Raw genomic sequence first — 15,547 nt, forward strand, 5'->3', positions numbered from 1 at the left:
GCTTTTAATCAACGCTATAGAGTCCATAACGGTTAAATATGTCTATTCCATCTTTGGAGGAGGCGTAATCCAAAAATAGTCGTGCTATCTTTGGATATTTTGCGGTACTTAGTAAACCTAATACTAATCTTTTTTTGTTTGCATACTGTTCGTCAATGGGGAGTGTATCAATAAAATTCGAGTTTTCAGGCCAAGTGGACGGTGCGAACCAATTTATGACCAGGTCAGCCTCGCTATTATTAATGACATCGGTAAGTCGTTTTGAGTCAGTGGTCAACTCTCTCACGTTGAGCATGACATTCTCTAATAAACCGGCCGAAGAGAGGATTTTTTTAGTCTCTTTCCCGATGCTGCCACTATCAGCATTCCCTAAAACGACATAGAGGTCAGGACGTAGTAGTTCACTCAAATCAGGTTTTACCTTTTTTGGATTACCCTTGCGCACCATCAATGCAGCTTTATTGTATCCTACATGGATCGATTCACTGATAAGACCCTCATCATTGGCCTGTTTTATATATGACTCTGAGCCGGGTAGGTAGAGGTCACCGATGCGGTTGAATCTGATAGATTTAAGTAGATTGCCTGAGCCGCCTTTGATGATCGATATCTTGATTCCTTCACGCTCCTCTAAGATCGAAGCTATCTCAGACATGGGCTTGATCAGAGTGGTACCACAGTATACAAGGAGTTCCTTTTTGTAGGGCGGTTGGGGAGGGGTAAATAGAAGTGAGTTGATAAAATAAGCTGCAAAACTCAATATTCCTAGTAAGGAAATGGTAGTTGTGACCTTTTTTATCATTTGCTGCTAAACCTGTCTCTTTAGCGTTACTCTATCCTTGTGTGAATTAAGTTATCCATAGGTATTGAACCCTATTTCACCTTGCTTTGTCGTGGTTAGATAAATACTAAAGCGGCGTACATCGACGCGATAAGCGAGGTACTCCCTTCAAGAAGGGAATTCAAATAGTATAGTCGAGATGGGCCTCATATTGCACATGATTAGTCATTTAATTCTTAATATGTTTTTGTTTATTTGGCAGATACTTCCAGGGTAAATACTTAACCCCTCTCTGCTATGGAGAGGGGGTATTGGATACAGGAAGGAGAGTAATCAGGTTTTGTTTACTTAAGCGCTTCCGGAAAAAATATTATTTAGATAAATTCAGATCAGTCGAGTGGGATGCGGATCTTCTGGCCGGGGTAGATGAGATTGGGATCTTTGATGACTTCACGATTTGCCTCAAAGATTTTCGGGTAGTCGGACCCCTTACCAAGGAATCGCTTTGCTATTGCTGATAGCGTATCGCCACTTTCAATGGTGTAGTACTCCACCTTGGCCAGTTGCTCTGGTGCGTTGACTGCATCGGCAGTTACTTCGCTGACGCCTTTGACATTGCCTGCGATCAAGACACTCTTTTCCAGCGCTTCGGCACTCTCTGCGTCTCCTGATAATACTACCTTGCCGTCCTCATAGCGGACATCTAGATCCTTGATTCCTGGATTATCCGCTTCGATCTGCTGTTTGATCTTTTCAGCAGGATCATCATCTTTGCCAAACAGTTTTTTTCCGAAATTTGATGCAAAATCAAATAGCCCCATTCTTGCTCTCCTATCATTTATTTATAAACATATTGATGCAGTTGAAAAGCACTGCTCTAAGGTATAGTCATAGTTGTAACTATTCTGGTGGGTTGTCTCTGCTAATCTTTTAACACAAACGTTACCTTCATGGTGACACGGTATTCAGTGATTTTACCGTCACTAACGGATAGCTTTTGGTCCTTGACCCAGGCCCCTTTTATCCCCTTTAGGGTTTTATTTGCACGCTTGATACCTTTGGTTACAGCATCATCAAAACTCTTATTGGATGTAGCAGTAATTTCTGTGACTTTTGCGACTGACATATCTCTATCTCCTGTTGGAATATTTAGTGCCATAGTGATATTGCTCGTCGCATGAGGATGAGGGGTTGGCCCATCTGAGCAGGTCAATATCCGTCTTATCCGCATAATGCAATGAGTCACAAACAGTATGACAGCTCTATTGGATCTGTGAGATCAGAGGATTTGTAACTCTACGCAAGCTGCGAAATCGTATTCTGATCACTATTTATTGTTCTGATCCGTCAGTAGCATAGGTCAATTGGATGATTCCAAATAGAGTAATTCAGTAAAAGTCACAAAAATTTTCATTCATCGATCGCATAGGAAACCCTATCACTACAGGATTATTTAGAGTGGTATTGCAAATCTCTGTAATGATCTTTAAAAACAGAAATGGAGAGCCGCTGAAAACTCAGTAGCTGACATCTTGTCGCCAAAATGGACAACTGCTCTTCGCATTAACGTGCTGTTACATGTGATCTGCGTCTTGAATCGGCCTGTTTTGATCGATAATCTGGCCGGCATATACCAAATTAGTGCTCCTTAACTATATGATTAATATTAATAATGGTATGATTTGTTCTATCGAGAGCTATTGGCTTGTGCAGTCCTGTGTCAGAGCTGGATATCTTGCCGAAATTAATCAAGTGGATTCAGTTAAAGATCATTTTTAATGTCAACACAAGACGAAAATTTCATGCAACATGCCCTGATATTGGCTGAAAGGGCTGAGCAGCAGGGTGAGGTCCCTGTAGGTGCGCTGCTGGTCAGGCAGGGTCGTGTACTTGGTGAAGGGTGGAATCAACCGATCAGTAGTCACGATCCAACAGCGCATGCTGAAATAGTTGCTCTGCGTGATGCTGCCGTTCATGAGTGCAACTACCGTCTACCAGGCACTACTTTGTATGTTACCCTCGAGCCTTGTCCGATGTGCGCTGGTGCAATTGTCCATGCTCGTGTAAAGAGGGTGGTCTACGCAGCACCAGACCCTAAAGGTGGGGCAGCAGGCAGTGTATTCGACTTATTACCCACAGATGATAGATTTAATCACCGTGTCGAGGTTGATGGTGGTTTGTTAAAGGAGCGCAGTGCAAAGCTATTGCAGGACTTTTTCAGACGTAAACGTGCTAAATCCAAAGTGAGAGATTAGTTTTCATGCCAGCTGTATCTGTTGTATTCAAACCTCTGCTGCGTTTTTTTGTTTGCGGCACTCTATTTGTTCATCTACCTCTGGCTGCCGAATCATTGAATGATTACCAACGTTGTCTTTTAAAACAGCTGGAGTCGGCAGCGCCAACTCTGTCAGTTGCTGACTTGAGGGCTGAATGTGATACAGATCCGGTGGTGCAATCTACCGATGAGCAGTTAACTCCGCCTACTGAGTTGCAGCAAGAGATGACATCTGAGTCTCTGGTTGCTAACAGATTGGACGCAGAACGGGCAACGCGGGGTAATCCATTTGTTCTGTCGCCGCATAAACAGAACTATGTACTGCTGGCTTCATACAATGCTGAACCGAATGCCGATATATATAATATACCTGAGTCGGATTTCGACCGTTGGGAGATAAAATTTCAGCTTAGTTACAAAATGCCGGTAATTGAAGGTCTGTTCGGCACCGATGTCGATCTCTATGCCGCTTATACCAATCTCTCATACTGGCAGGCCTATAACCAGGATATTTCATCACCTTTCAGGGAGACCAACCATGAACCGGAACTGTTTGTGGTTGTGCCTGATATTTGGCCCAGGGAGTGGGAGATACATGGTTGGCGTAACGCCCTGACCCAATTTGGAGTTGTTCACCAGTCTAACGGTCAGGGTGGCTTTCTTTCGCGAAGCTGGAATCGTATCTATGCAAACTTTCTCATTGAGAAAAATAATCTCCTCGTTGGTTTCAAGCCCTGGTATCGAATCCCTGAGGATAATGACGATAATCCCGATATTGATGACTTCCTAGGTCGGTATGAGATTCAAGGGCTCTACAAAAAACAGAATCAAACCTTCAGTCTTCTGCTAAGGAACCTGTTCGATGGAGAGAACAGAGATACCGTCCAGCTCGACTGGAGTTTTCCGTTGTATGGTCGTTGGCGGGGCTATCTGCAGTATTTCCACGGTTATGGTGAGAGTCTGATCGATTATAACGCCAAAAGTCATCGTTTGGGATTTGGACTGCAATTGACAGATTGGCTTTAGACTGTTTTACAATTACGCAGGCTATCAATCTGGGTGCGAAGTCAATGATTGAACTACCTCAACTTAGTAACGTTACCTCGTTGGTTAAACAAGCCGCTGTTGAAGAGATCTTGCCGAGATTTCTAAATGTCAGTGCAGAAGAGAAGACTGACGGCAGTCTACTCACTGCGGCTGATCTTGGTTGTCAGCAATCGCTCAGTCAGTCGCTACAGCAATATTGGCCTGATATTCCGCTACTGGGTGAGGAGATGACGCCTGAGCGGCAGGAGTCTCTTCTCTCCAACAGTGACACCGGTCTGTGGATCCTCGATCCACTGGATGGTACAGCTAACTTTGCTGCTGGATTCCCGCTGTTCAGTATCTCCCTGGGACTGGTCAAATCGGGACGAGTTGTACTGGGTGTCGTCTACGATCCTGTACGCGAGGAGTGTTTTTCTGCTGAAGCAGGGAGAGGAGCCTGGCTAAACGGTACACCTCTGCAATTGAGCAACCGGCAGCAGTCGTTAAATGATTCTATTGCATTGGTCGATTTTAAGAGATTGCAGCCTGAACTTGCTATGGCTTTGGTGTCAAAGCCACCATTCCGTTCTCAAAGAAGTATTGGCTCTGTTGCCCTCGATTGGTGTTGGCTTGCAGCTGGTCGAGCGCAGATCTATCATCATGGTGGGCAGTCACTCTGGGACTATGCTGCGGGTCGATTGATTTTCAGTGAGGCTGGAGGCAGGTGCCTGATGCCTGAATCAGCGATTACACTGCTTAAGCAACCAGCATTGGCCGCTGTTTCTGAAGAATTATTACTGCTATGGAGTGAATGGTTAAGGGATCATTCGTGAATCTGTAACTGGCTCACGTTTATTGTTACAACGCATCTGGGGTGATGGATAAAACGTGATTAGAATCATCTTCGTTGTTGGATTTTTTGGCAGCTTCTCTTTGCCGTAATTGCCACTTCAACAGCTCGTAATAGGCCCGAATGTTATCAACATAATTAACGGGTTCTTTGCCACGGGCATAGCCTCGTTTCAAATGTTTATACCACTTCTTCAGGCTCAGTTTGGGTAGGTGTTTTTTTACTTCCACCCATTTGTCTGGATCGCCATCAAGTTGCTCGGTGAGAATGCGAGCATCCTCGATATGACCAAAACCAACGTTATAACCAGCCAGAGTAAGCCATAGGCGGTCAGGGTCTGGAATGCGTTCTGGCAGTCTTTTTTTGATAAATTGAAGATACTTCGCACCACCAATTATGCTTTGCTTGGGATCGAGGCGGCTCTCGATTTTCATCTGCTTGGCAGTAGCCAGAGTCAGCATCATGATGCCCCTCACACCAGTAGGGGACTTGGCCTTTGGGTTCCAGTGGGATTCCTGATAGCCAATTGCTGCCAATAGTCGCCAGTCCATGTCGGTGATTGCAGCGGCTTCTTCGAAGAATGTCTGATATTTTGGTAGTCGATTATCAAGATGTCGGACAAAAGTTCGCAGCTCGACAAAGTTTAGACGACCAATGTGACCGTAGTGACGTTCAATCAACTGGGAGAGTGTGCCATCTTCGCGGATACGGTCGAAAAATGTCTCCATGGCTTGGTACAGGCTGGCATCTTCGGCATGGGCCATTGCCCAGGCGAGTTGTTGCGGCTTGGTGAGATCGAACCCCACCTTGATATGAGGCATGAAGCGTCGTGTTACAGCGAACTCATTAGAGTCTGCAATGGTGAAATCAATTTCTTTATCCTCCACCATCTGCATCAACTCAGCACTTTCCAGATCATCATGGCTGACCCACTTCAGCACTGGATAGGTCTTCTTCAGGCGTAGCAGCTCCTCTTCATGACTGCTGCCTGCCAGTATATGTAACTTCTTATCCAATAGATCTTCGATTTTACGTGGGCGGTGAGTGCCTGCTCGATAGATAACTTGCTGGGTAATCTCCTGATATGAGGGGCCAAAACGGATTCTGGATTGTCTTTTCGGGGTAACTGTCAATCCTGCAGCTGCAAGGTGGGCATCACCATTTGACACCGTTGGCAGGAGGTCATCAAAGCGTTCGGGAATTATGAAATGGGGTTTGACACCTAACTCTTCTGCAAACAGTTGCACCAGATCATACTCAAGACCTGTCAGCCCCTCAGAGCCTTCATAGAGCGTTGTGCCGCTGTTGCGAGTAACCACTCTCAGTTCACCTGAGTCTTTGATACGCTCTACCAATGGGGGAGGGATGCTGCAACTGCTTATCAGCATGGCCACGGCCAATAGGCAGTAAGTGGCAGGTTTGGAAAATGTAGTGAAATGCATCTAAATCAGTAGTCGTCTATTACTTTTTGTTATGACAATGAAATTGGAGTCAGGCTCCCTTGAAGTAGAACTTATTTGTGGCATTAAAGCAAAGCGTCCATATTTTGCTTAAGTTTAGCCACTTTATCTAAGATGTGCCCACTTCTGTTGGGGCTGGCCTCTCTTGGTAGCCTAATTTGATTGCACTGGCATTGATTTTAGGCAATTAATTGGATTTATAGTCAGCAAATATCAATCTGGGGTGCTCCAGTGTGATGTGGTGCTGTTCTTGACAGCTATATGGCTGGCTACAAGGAGAGGTGCAGGAACGGCCAAACGGGGCTGACTCGAATAAGATGATGCCTTTGGAACCCGGGGTTTCTAAAGGTGCGAAGTGACGCTGACACCGTAGCGTAGCGAATCAATCTCGACTATCAACAGACACCCTGGCCCAGTAGCGGGGCTCCCCTAGGGCCCAGACTACAAGCGCCATTGGTGGTTTATGCTCGCTTGAATCAACATCGGCTGAAGACAACATACTTAGTCGCCGGGTTAATATGTTGTTGGAACCAGAGAGCGATAAGCATGCCAGCTTGCGTGTCCAATTATGGGTAGGGCAAGGATTAACCCAATATAATATGTAATCAGACCAGTGCCCACGATCAGGACGATCAGAAAAGCCCACAGCATCATGGCTGGCATATTCTTCAGTACCGACTTTATGCTGAAACGGATTGCTGTGAATCCATCAACCTTGCGATCTATCAGCATAGGTACAGTAATGGCGCTGATTACAAATGCGCACCAGGCGAAGAAAAAACCGACAGTGATGCTTGCTAAAGAGAAGATCATCCCTTTTTCTGAAAGGAATACATTGTTGATGAAGTTGCCTATGGGGGGTGAAATACCCTCATATAACAGGGCAAATAGTATGAAATTAGAGGCAATCCAGAGTTGAGTGATGATCAGAAAACCTGCTGTGATCATGCTGATCTGGGTATGATTGCTCTTCCAGGCTTCGATTGCGTTACAGGATTTGAGCGGTTCTCCCTTTTCCAGATGAGCGCTCATTTGATATAGGCCAATGCCTAAAAATGGTGCAATGAGAAAGAATCCTGCAACAAGGAAAGGTAAGAGAAAATGGTTGCCTGTCGCAAGCAGCGCATAAGTCAGTAGCCCACTGATCAAGACGATTCCTAAACCGTAGGTGAGGCTATAACGTCCAGCATCGCGCATATCCTTCCAGCCTTTGGCTAGCCATGTGAATGGTTCAGTAAACTCGATCTTATTGACAGCCAGTTCATCCCATTTAGTACTACCTGTATAGGCGGTGGTTTCCATTTTGAATCCTCCAGAAGCAGGCGCTAATATAGATCTCTGTAAGAGACCACTATAATTATTGGTGTGCTAACGCCAGATTGTTGTTTTTAGTAGTGTAATTTGCCAGTTCAATTGCAACTCATTGAACTCTATTTTAATAAGTTGTTTTTATTATTTTTCTCAAGTTTAGCTGCTGAATGGAGAACGTCCACTTTTTGTTGTTGTTAATTAATCAACAAAATATGTAAGGTTAAAGGTGTGCCCGTTAGAGTAAAAGCTCAAGTCTTATGTCGCTGAGTACCCAAACGAATCAATCTCTTTCCAAACTTGTTGCTGACTTCATCAATTGTTTCGTAGAGGCGACCTTGCTTAGGGTCAGGTTCAGATACCTGTTCGTGGAACAGGTCACCCTGATCGAGTGGGTTCGTTTCACTATCCCACCCAGTAATGCCGAGTCCTATCAGACGTACCGCTTGTCCGGTTCGGTGTTCGGCCAAGAAGAGTTTCCAGGCCTGTTGAAAGATCTTGTGGTCTTCTGAAGTTGGTGTTGTGAAAGCTCGGATACGGGTGTTCGTTTCAAAGTTGCTATAGCGGACTTTGAGCGTTACTTGTCTGCCTATTCGATTCTCCTGGCGTGCGATATAGCCTACTTCCTGGGCAGCCCAATGGAGTGTCTCTCGTAAGATCTCCAGGTCGGTGATGTCCTGGTTGAAGGTGGTCTCCTTGGAGATCGATTTTCGAGTGGCTAGACTATGGACTTTGTCCGAAGCGATACCCCTGGCCTGCTCATAGATTCTGGTGCCAGCAAGATTGCCTAAATGGCGTCTAAGATCAAGTAGGGAGAGCTGTCTTACATCGCCTACTGTACGCAAGCCGATGCGTTGAAGTTTCGGAGCACTCTTTGATCCCAGTCCTCGAAGAGCGGTAAGAGGCAGTGGATCGAGAAAATTTATAACACCATCTGGCAATACCACCGTGAGTCCATCGGGTTTCTGGAAATCCGAGGCAAGTTTAGCGATCAGACGGTTGGGGCCGATGCCCACTGAAGCGGTTAGTCCGACAGTTTCACAGATTAGATTCTTTGCTCTTTGAGCTATCGTCTCCGGTGTGCCAATTAACCGATCCATACCTGAAATATCCAGGTAAGCCTCATCCACAGAGACCTTCTCTACCACTGGCGATATGCTCTCAAGAGCTGACATGATCTGCCGTGAAACCTCGACATAGCGGGATATGCTGGGTCGAACATAGACAGTTTCAGGGGGTAAACGACGGGCAGCTTCACTAATCGGCATTGCCGAGTGAACACCGTAGCGCCGAGCCTCGTAGGAGCAGGTTGCTACTACGCCCCGATTACCTGGTGCGGCGCCGACGACCAGCGGACGTCCCTGAAATTCAGGATGATCCCGCTGTTCGATGGAGGCAAAGAAGGCATCCAGGTCGATGTGCATGATGAGGCGATTACTCATCTGGGTAGTTTATACTATTAGCCCTTTAATGATGTTTTTCCTGTATTTATTGTTATTCAATAAAATCTTGGAAAGGCTGCTTTTGATTTAGGGCCGATTCAATTAGTGTTAACAGGCCCTAGCTAGACTTCGAACGGATTATGGTGGGGTAGAGCTTTTTAGCAAACAAGGTATGTTTTATAGCATGATCTTAAAAGCATGGATTGATTGTGAGAGAGCACTATTTTCACTTGCATGATTCATCAGAGCCCACTACGGATTGGTTTTAATTTTACTTAGAGAAGTAGTAAGCCTTATTGGCAACGCCATACTAAAAAACCCGACTCAGAGATCTGAATCGGGTTGGTTATTACTATAAAAATCATTGAATCAAATTAAAGGACTTTAATACTCCAATAGCCGATGATGTCGCCATCTCTGATATCCGGGCCAACTGATCCTTTGCCCCAGAAGTAGTCATTTACATTGGACATGCCGTTGTTATCCAGTACGCCCATGACGACGGGTACTACACTCGCAGGTTGGTCTGTGTCAGTTGCTTCAAACCAGGCAGTTTTTACAGTCATGGGGCTGCTTTTCAGCATGTTGTCTGCAAACTCACCAGAGAAGCTGCTCCAGGCATAGGCATTGGTGTGAAAACCCAGTAGCAGGTGCAGGCCATCAAACTCCTGCTTCCAACGATCAAAGCGAGACATGCCGCTCCAATCATCCTTCAGCACCTGACAAGAGAGCAGGGCGAGCCACTCCAAGTCCTTATCGCCCCAATCACCAGTGGCATCATCATAATCGAGAGTGCCATCGTCGTGTGTGGTGTCTTCAAATGTGAAGCCGCCACCATAACCGTGTCCGACATAGAAGGTCATGTCTGTGTTGTCGATCCAGCTGCTGTCTGAACTCGCCTTGAAGTCCTGTTCCCATGCGAGGGTTCCTGACCAGCTGAAACGTTCTGTTACACCGGCAGTCTGCATGCGATCGATAAATCCTTGCTCAAGATCACCAAACTGATTGGTTACTGCGTTCTCTGTACCATAGTCTGTGATGCCGCCGATTGCTTCCACTGCAGGTATCAGATTATGGAGTAGTGAAGTTATTGCCGTGTTAAAAAATTCAGCAATCTTTGAGTCTGAGGATTGAGATACCCTCGGTAGTGCAATTGTTGTCGTTGCCAGCGATTCGATACCATTGGCATCTGTAACTTTAACGGTTATGACCTCTTCGTTGACCCCTTTTCTCTGTTGTTGAGCAAAGGAGATAGCGGTACCGTTGCGGTTGATTGGCTTTGCACCATCCGCACTCCAATCTACTTGGTATGGTGGCTGGCCGCCATTGATATCAACCTTTGCATTGATGACTTCACCTTTAAGCGTTGCATCGATTGAGACATCCGCTACATAGGCCGTACTCTCTACAGCAGGTATCAGTTCATGTAAAAGATTAACGATCTCACCATCTACGACTGCTGTACCACCACAATCATAATGAGGTTGGATGGTTTTTACAGAAGTGATATCCAAGGAAGGTGCGTAGTAGACTAACTGAGTCGTTATATTGAGTTTGTCGAGCTCGCTCTTCTGGCTACTACTCAATATCCGTTGTCGGCACTCTCTTTTTGCATCTGTGTGACTGATTACAGGTACATATTCACCCTCTTCCAAGATACGGTTGGCATAGTTGAATTGGGTTGTTCCACCATCTGCGCCGACAGTGGCAGTAATTTTTGCGCCTGGCCCGATCAGAGGTAAGCCTGCAGTGTAGAGTTGCAGGTCTACTTTTGTATCGACCATTGCATCAGCTATTGTTTTGCCCTCTTTATCTACGGCTTCAAACTGTGTGTGGCGTATGTAGGGTTTATAGGCCTGCGGCAGTATATCCGCCTCTTTTAAGGAGGTTTCCAACAGATGAAGAACAACATCCTCGTCTATCGGTTGGATCATGGACAAAGCATCGAAGTCAATCTGTTCAAGAACTGTCGATTTTTTCTCCTCGTCCGCTTCACCCTGGCCCACTATACGTGTCGGAATGTATTGGTGCCGAGCAAGATCGATGTAGCCGATTTTTCCTGTGCGATGGAAAGTTTCCAGGTCGATCAGTTCTGGGTCGACCTGTAGCGATTTTGAAAATTGATAGGCTTGAGCCTCAGAGATGCCATTGTCAATTGCATGATATACAGGTAGCTCTTTTGCCAACAGATGCCCTGGAACGCTCAGTGCTGTGCAGTAGAGCGCAATGCGTACCGCTTTGGTACTCTTTTTACAAATATCCATATGATTTATCCCAATAAAGATAGATTAATGTGAGTAAAGATCCTTTAGCTACTTGGATTTTCCCTTGAAGAACGATCCCTGATCGAACTGGTTATTAAGCTACCGAATCAGATACCAAGTTGGCTGTGGAATATTACCGGGATGGCTGATGATGTTTGTCACATGCTGTTGCTGGATATGCTGCTACAGAGAGGAGGTAAGCGTTTCAAGATCGGTGTGGAATAACAATATTTCTGAAGTAGGGTAGGGATTGAGTAACATTGTCCCTCTTAGGGGATTCTGCACAATCAGCATTGCTGTAATTAGCAGCCAATTGAAAGATTTAACAATGATCTCAATAACACTGAAGTAAATGGTGTTAATTTGTAAATGGAAAAGATCTTTGATTCAACTTAATCAGCTATTATATGTCGAAGCGACATATATCTTTTTTCCCCAGGACTCGTTTAAAACTAAAAAAATCAGTTGAGCGGGTTTCGAAGAGATGAGGAGGTTGAGGTGATAAATCTGACTATTAATGGCGTCCGTCATACTCTTGATATCGATCTGCAAATGCCTTTGCTGTGGGTGATTCGAGATCATGTGGGTCTTACAGGAACCAAGTACAGCTGTGGTATAGCGCAGTGTGGTAGTTGTACAGTCTATGTGGATGGTGCAGCAGTTCGTTCCTGTATCACGCCGGTATCGGATGCGGTAGGTAAAGAGATTACCACCATCGAAGGGTTGGCTACCCCGGCAGGTGAAGCGGTACAGGCAGCATGGAAAGAGCTGGAGGTGGTGCAGTGTGGTTTTTGTCAGTCGGGGCAGATTATGTCTGCAGCATCACTGCTGCAGCGGAATCAAAAGCCCAGTGATGCCGATATTGATCAGGCAATGCAGGGCAATCTATGTAGATGTGCTACCTATGCACGGATTCGGGAAGCGATTAAGTTGGCTGCCGGCAAGCTCACCGGAGGTCACTCATGAACACAAAGCATATCGTTAACTTGAGTCGTCGTCGTTTTCTTGCTGGTAGTGCAGTCTCTTTGGCCGGTTTGACCCTGGGTGTCATTCCGACGGTTATGGCTGAACAGCGGCAGGCCGGGCCGGGAATTGCCGGTACAGCACCTGAGGCAGCTGGGGATTTCTCTCCGAATGCATTTTTACGTATCGACAAAGAGGGTGTTGTTACGGTGATTTCGAAGCATCTGGAGATGGGGCAGGGTACCTATACCGGATTGGCTACTCTGGTCGCGGAAGAGTTGGATGCTGACTGGAATATGGTGCGAGTGGAGGGTGCACCTGCGGATGCTGCTCGTTATAACAATCTTTTCTGGGGCAAGGTGCAGGGTACGGGTGGAAGTACCGCAATGGCCAACTCCTGGGAGCAGATGAGGCGAGCTGGGGCAGCTGCAAGAGCGATGTTGATTCAGGCTGCCTCAAAACAGTGGCAGGTGCCAGCTGATCAAATCTCAGTCTCATCCGGCGTGATTAAACACTCCCCAACTGGTCGTCAGGCTGATTTTGGTGCCCTGGCAGAGCTGGCTGCTCAGCAACCGGTGCCAGAGAGTGTTGAGTTGAAAGATCCCAAGTCATTCAAATTGATCGGTAAACGTATCCCTCGCAAGGACACTGCAGAGAAGATCAACGGTCAGGCTCAGTTTACTCAGGACATGGATCTACCCGGTCTATTAACGGCACTGGTGCTGCATCCACCCAAGATCGGCATGAAGGTCAAACAGGTGGATTCTGCTAAGGCCTTAGAGGTCAAAGGGGTGCGTAAAGTTGTTGAGCTATCCACCGGGGTGGCGGTGGTTGCAGATGATTTCTGGGGTGCAAAGCTTGCCAGGGATCGCCTCTCTGTGACCTGGGACGATTCTGGCGCCTTTGATAAGAGTTCTGAGCAGATACTCAATGATTATAGAAAGATGGCCCAAGAGCCAGGGTTAGAAGCAACCAAAAAGGGTAGTGCATCGACAGTGCTTGCTGCTGCTGAATCTGTTTTGGAGGCGGAATACAGCGTTCCTTTTCTCTCCCACTCTGCAATGGAACCGATGAATTGTGTAGTACGTATCGATGCAGAGGGGTGTGACATCTGGAATGGTGAGCAGATGCAGACCAGTGATCAACAGCAGGTTGCGGGGCTGCTGGGTCTTGAGCCTAAGCAGGTGCATATCCACATGCTCTATGCAGGCGGTTCATTTGGCCGCAGGGCTAACCCTGCCGCAGACTATGTTCTAGAGGCGGTAAATATCGCCAAGTCTCTCAAGCCGGGTACCCCTGTGAAAATGATCTGGACCCGTGAGGACGATACCCATGGAGGATATTATCGCCCTATCTACCTGCATCGTATGCGCGCCACCCAGGATGAGCAGGGTGCTCCCCATGCCTGGGAGCAGCGTATCGTAGGTCAGTCGATTCTTAAAGGCACCCCGTTTGAGTCAGTCATGGTGAAGGATGGCGTCGACATGACTTCGGTAGAAGGTGCAGCGAATCTACCTTATGAGATTAAGCATATTCAAGTGGATCTCCACTCTCCAGAGTTGCCGGTTTCAGTGCTTTGGTGGCGCTCTGTGGGTTCTTCCCACACCGCTTTTGCGGTCGAGTGCTTCATCGATGAGTTGGCGATCAAGGCGGGAGAGGATCCTTTGATCTATCGCCGGAAACTGCTGGGCAATCATCCACGGCATCTCGCTGTATTGAACTTGGCGGCGGAGAAGGCCGGGTGGGGAGAACCCCTGGGTCGAAATCGTGGTCGGGGTATCGCTGTCCATGAATCCTTCAACTCCTATGTGGCCCAGGTGGCAGAAGTCTCTGTAAGACGCGGTGTAATTACTGTCGATCGAGTTGTGATAGCAGTGGATTGCGGAATTGCGATCAACCCGGACATCATCGAGGCACAGATGCAGGGTGGGATGGGATTCGGTCTGTCAGCGGCTCTGTTTAGTGAGTTGACCTTCAAAAATGGTGCGGTTGAGCAGTCCAATTTTAATGACTATCGGGTATTGCGTATCGATCAGATGCCGGAGGTGGAAGTACACATTGTCGCATCCGCCGAACCACCCACAGGAGTTGGAGAGCCGGCTACTCCGGTTATTGCCCCTGCAGTGGCAAATGCGGTATTTGCGGCAACAGGCCAGCGTTTACGTCAGTTGCCATTGCGGTTGAGTTGATGACCTATCCTGAAGTTGTGAATCCGGTTTCAGATGATATCGATGTAGTGCGTACTGCGGTGGATTGGCTGGTAGAGGGTGCGCGGGTGGCCCTGGTTACAGTTTTACGCACTTGGGGGTCATCCCCCCGGCCTCCCGGCTCGATGTTGGCTATCCATAGTGATGGGCGATCCCTGGGATCGGTTTCCGGTGGTTGCGTCGAAGAGACTCTGATAGCTAGACACCGGGCGGGTGAGTTGGGGGCGGAGACGCCTGTACTGGTTGATTTCGGGGTTGAGCGAATTGAAGCGGAGCGTCTGGGACTGCCTTGTGGTGGTCGCCTGGAGTTGCTGGTGGAGTGTGTTCAATCTGCAGAAAATCTACAAATACTGCTAAATCTGCTGGCAGAGGATCGTTTGGTCTCACGTCAGATTCAACTCCCGTCAGGTGAAGTCAGTCTGCTGGAGGCAGAACCCGGGGTCGAGTTCAGGGTAACTGATGAGAGGGTTGTCAAGGTATTCGGCCCAGCATGGCAATTACTGTTGATCGGTGATGGACAGATCGCCAGATATCTTGCCAGCATGGGGTTGTCGCTTAATTATCGGGTCACTATCTGCGACCCTAGGGATGAGTTTATTGATCAACATCCGCTGAGTGGGGTGCGCTACTCAAAACTTATGCCTGACGATGAGGTGAATGGGCTGCGTGATGCGCCCAGAACAGCGATTGTTACCTTGGCCCATGATCCCCGTCAGGATGATCTTGGTTTGAGTGCTGCGATGGGCACTGCGGCCTTCTATATTGGTGCGCTGGGTTCCAGACGCAGTGCTGAAAAACGACATTTACGCCTGCTGGAGCTTGGCCATGATGAGGCTCAGGTTGCTCGCATACATGCCCCTGCCGGACTCTCCATTGGCAGTAAACGTCCAGCTGAGATTGCTTTGTCGATCATGGCTGAAATCACCGCAATTCGTAATCATGCCGGAGTCGGTGTGAGCATGGAGGTCTGA

13 protein-coding genes are annotated in these 15,547 nt (G+C 47.3%); 6 read left to right on the plus strand and 7 right to left on the minus strand.

What is annotated here, in order from left to right; all coding sequences use genetic code 11:
- Positions 1–4: 4 nt before the first annotated feature.
- The 3 genes from AC4IE7_RS16010 to AC4IE7_RS16020 form a co-directional block, all read right to left on the minus strand.
- Entirely contained in the window at positions 5–802 is a 798-nt protein-coding gene (locus tag AC4IE7_RS16010) for a substrate-binding domain-containing protein (RefSeq protein WP_490777864.1), read from the minus strand.
- Between the two features lie 368 nt (positions 803–1,170).
- Complete coding sequence (gene lysM / locus AC4IE7_RS16015) at positions 1,171–1,602, minus strand: peptidoglycan-binding protein LysM (protein ID WP_490777865.1); 432 nt, start codon at positions 1,600–1,602, stop codon at positions 1,171–1,173.
- Between the two features lie 101 nt (positions 1,603–1,703).
- Positions 1,704–1,940 carry a dodecin family protein gene (locus tag AC4IE7_RS16020; protein WP_490777866.1) on the minus strand — a complete coding sequence of 79 codons (237 nt, stop codon included), beginning with the start codon at positions 1,938–1,940 and terminating at the stop codon, positions 1,704–1,706.
- A 619-nt stretch (positions 1,941–2,559) separates the two neighbouring features.
- Here AC4IE7_RS16020 and tadA point away from each other — a divergent pair.
- Genes tadA through AC4IE7_RS16035 form a run of 3 tightly spaced genes read left to right on the plus strand, consistent with a single transcriptional unit; the run spans position 2,560 to position 4,915 of the window.
- Positions 2,560–3,036, plus strand: coding sequence for a tRNA adenosine(34) deaminase TadA (gene tadA, locus AC4IE7_RS16025; RefSeq protein ID WP_490777867.1), 477 nt, complete (start codon positions 2,560–2,562; stop codon positions 3,034–3,036).
- Positions 3,037–3,041: 5 nt separating this feature from the next.
- Entirely contained in the window at positions 3,042–4,082 is a 1,041-nt protein-coding gene (locus AC4IE7_RS16030; RefSeq protein ID WP_490777868.1) for a phospholipase A, read from the plus strand.
- A 44-nt stretch (positions 4,083–4,126) separates the two neighbouring features.
- A complete protein-coding gene (locus AC4IE7_RS16035) occupies positions 4,127–4,915 on the plus strand; it encodes an inositol monophosphatase family protein (protein WP_490777869.1) in 789 nt (262 codons plus the stop codon).
- 25 nt (positions 4,916–4,940) lie between these two features.
- Here the strand turns inward: AC4IE7_RS16035 and mltF are convergent, their stop codons facing one another.
- The 4 genes from mltF to AC4IE7_RS16055 form a co-directional block, all read right to left on the minus strand.
- On the minus strand, positions 4,941–6,374 hold the full coding sequence (gene mltF, locus AC4IE7_RS16040) for a membrane-bound lytic murein transglycosylase MltF (RefSeq protein ID WP_490777870.1): 1,434 nt from the start codon (positions 6,372–6,374) through the stop codon (positions 4,941–4,943).
- Between the two features lie 531 nt (positions 6,375–6,905).
- Positions 6,906–7,694, minus strand: coding sequence for a DUF2189 domain-containing protein (locus tag AC4IE7_RS16045; protein WP_490777871.1), 789 nt, complete (start codon positions 7,692–7,694; stop codon positions 6,906–6,908).
- A 257-nt stretch (positions 7,695–7,951) separates the two neighbouring features.
- On the minus strand, positions 7,952–9,142 hold the full coding sequence (dinB, locus tag AC4IE7_RS16050; RefSeq protein WP_490777872.1) for a DNA polymerase IV: 1,191 nt from the start codon (positions 9,140–9,142) through the stop codon (positions 7,952–7,954).
- A gap of 374 nt (positions 9,143–9,516) precedes the next feature.
- Positions 9,517–11,406 (minus strand): DUF6345 domain-containing protein, encoded by a 1,890-nt coding sequence (locus AC4IE7_RS16055; RefSeq protein WP_490777873.1) that lies wholly within the window; start codon positions 11,404–11,406, stop codon positions 9,517–9,519.
- A 498-nt stretch (positions 11,407–11,904) separates the two neighbouring features.
- Here AC4IE7_RS16055 and AC4IE7_RS16060 point away from each other — a divergent pair, with 498 nt between their 5' ends.
- The 3 genes from AC4IE7_RS16060 to AC4IE7_RS16070 are packed head-to-tail and all read left to right on the plus strand — an operon-like array spanning position 11,905 to position 15,547.
- Positions 11,905–12,372 carry a (2Fe-2S)-binding protein gene (locus AC4IE7_RS16060; RefSeq protein ID WP_490777874.1) on the plus strand — a complete coding sequence of 156 codons (468 nt, stop codon included), beginning with the start codon at positions 11,905–11,907 and terminating at the stop codon, positions 12,370–12,372.
- On the plus strand, positions 12,369–14,558 hold the full coding sequence (locus AC4IE7_RS16065; RefSeq protein WP_490777875.1) for a xanthine dehydrogenase family protein molybdopterin-binding subunit: 2,190 nt from the start codon (positions 12,369–12,371) through the stop codon (positions 14,556–14,558). The genes AC4IE7_RS16060 and AC4IE7_RS16065 overlap by 4 nt, the downstream gene beginning before the upstream one ends.
- Positions 14,558–15,547: an XdhC family protein gene (locus tag AC4IE7_RS16070; RefSeq protein WP_490777876.1), complete on the plus strand. Its 990-nt coding sequence runs from the start codon at positions 14,558–14,560 to the stop codon at positions 15,545–15,547. Before AC4IE7_RS16065 ends, AC4IE7_RS16070 begins: the two co-directional genes overlap by 1 nt.

Source organism: Candidatus Thiodiazotropha sp. AKAK3, assembly GCF_058244645.1.

Coding starts and splice junctions, on each gene's coding strand:
- AC4IE7_RS16010 (WP_490777864.1), bottom strand. CDS start 802: ATGATAAAAAAGGTCACAACTACCATTTCCTTACTAGGAATATTGAGT.
- lysM (WP_490777865.1), bottom strand. CDS start 1,602: ATGGGGCTATTTGATTTTGCATCAAATTTCGGAAAAAAACTGTTTGGC.
- AC4IE7_RS16020 (WP_490777866.1), bottom strand. CDS start 1,940: ATGGCACTAAATATTCCAACAGGAGATAGAGATATGTCAGTCGCAAAA.
- tadA (WP_490777867.1), top strand. CDS start 2,560: ATGTCAACACAAGACGAAAATTTCATGCAACATGCCCTGATATTGGCT.
- AC4IE7_RS16030 (WP_490777868.1), top strand. CDS start 3,042: ATGCCAGCTGTATCTGTTGTATTCAAACCTCTGCTGCGTTTTTTTGTT.
- AC4IE7_RS16035 (WP_490777869.1), top strand. CDS start 4,127: ATGATTGAACTACCTCAACTTAGTAACGTTACCTCGTTGGTTAAACAA.
- mltF (WP_490777870.1), bottom strand. CDS start 6,374: ATGCATTTCACTACATTTTCCAAACCTGCCACTTACTGCCTATTGGCC.
- AC4IE7_RS16045 (WP_490777871.1), bottom strand. CDS start 7,694: ATGGAAACCACCGCCTATACAGGTAGTACTAAATGGGATGAACTGGCT.
- dinB (WP_490777872.1), bottom strand. CDS start 9,142: ATGAGTAATCGCCTCATCATGCACATCGACCTGGATGCCTTCTTTGCC.
- AC4IE7_RS16055 (WP_490777873.1), bottom strand. CDS start 11,406: ATGGATATTTGTAAAAAGAGTACCAAAGCGGTACGCATTGCGCTCTAC.
- AC4IE7_RS16065 (WP_490777875.1), top strand. CDS start 12,369: ATGAACACAAAGCATATCGTTAACTTGAGTCGTCGTCGTTTTCTTGCT.
- AC4IE7_RS16070 (WP_490777876.1), top strand. CDS start 14,558: ATGACCTATCCTGAAGTTGTGAATCCGGTTTCAGATGATATCGATGTA.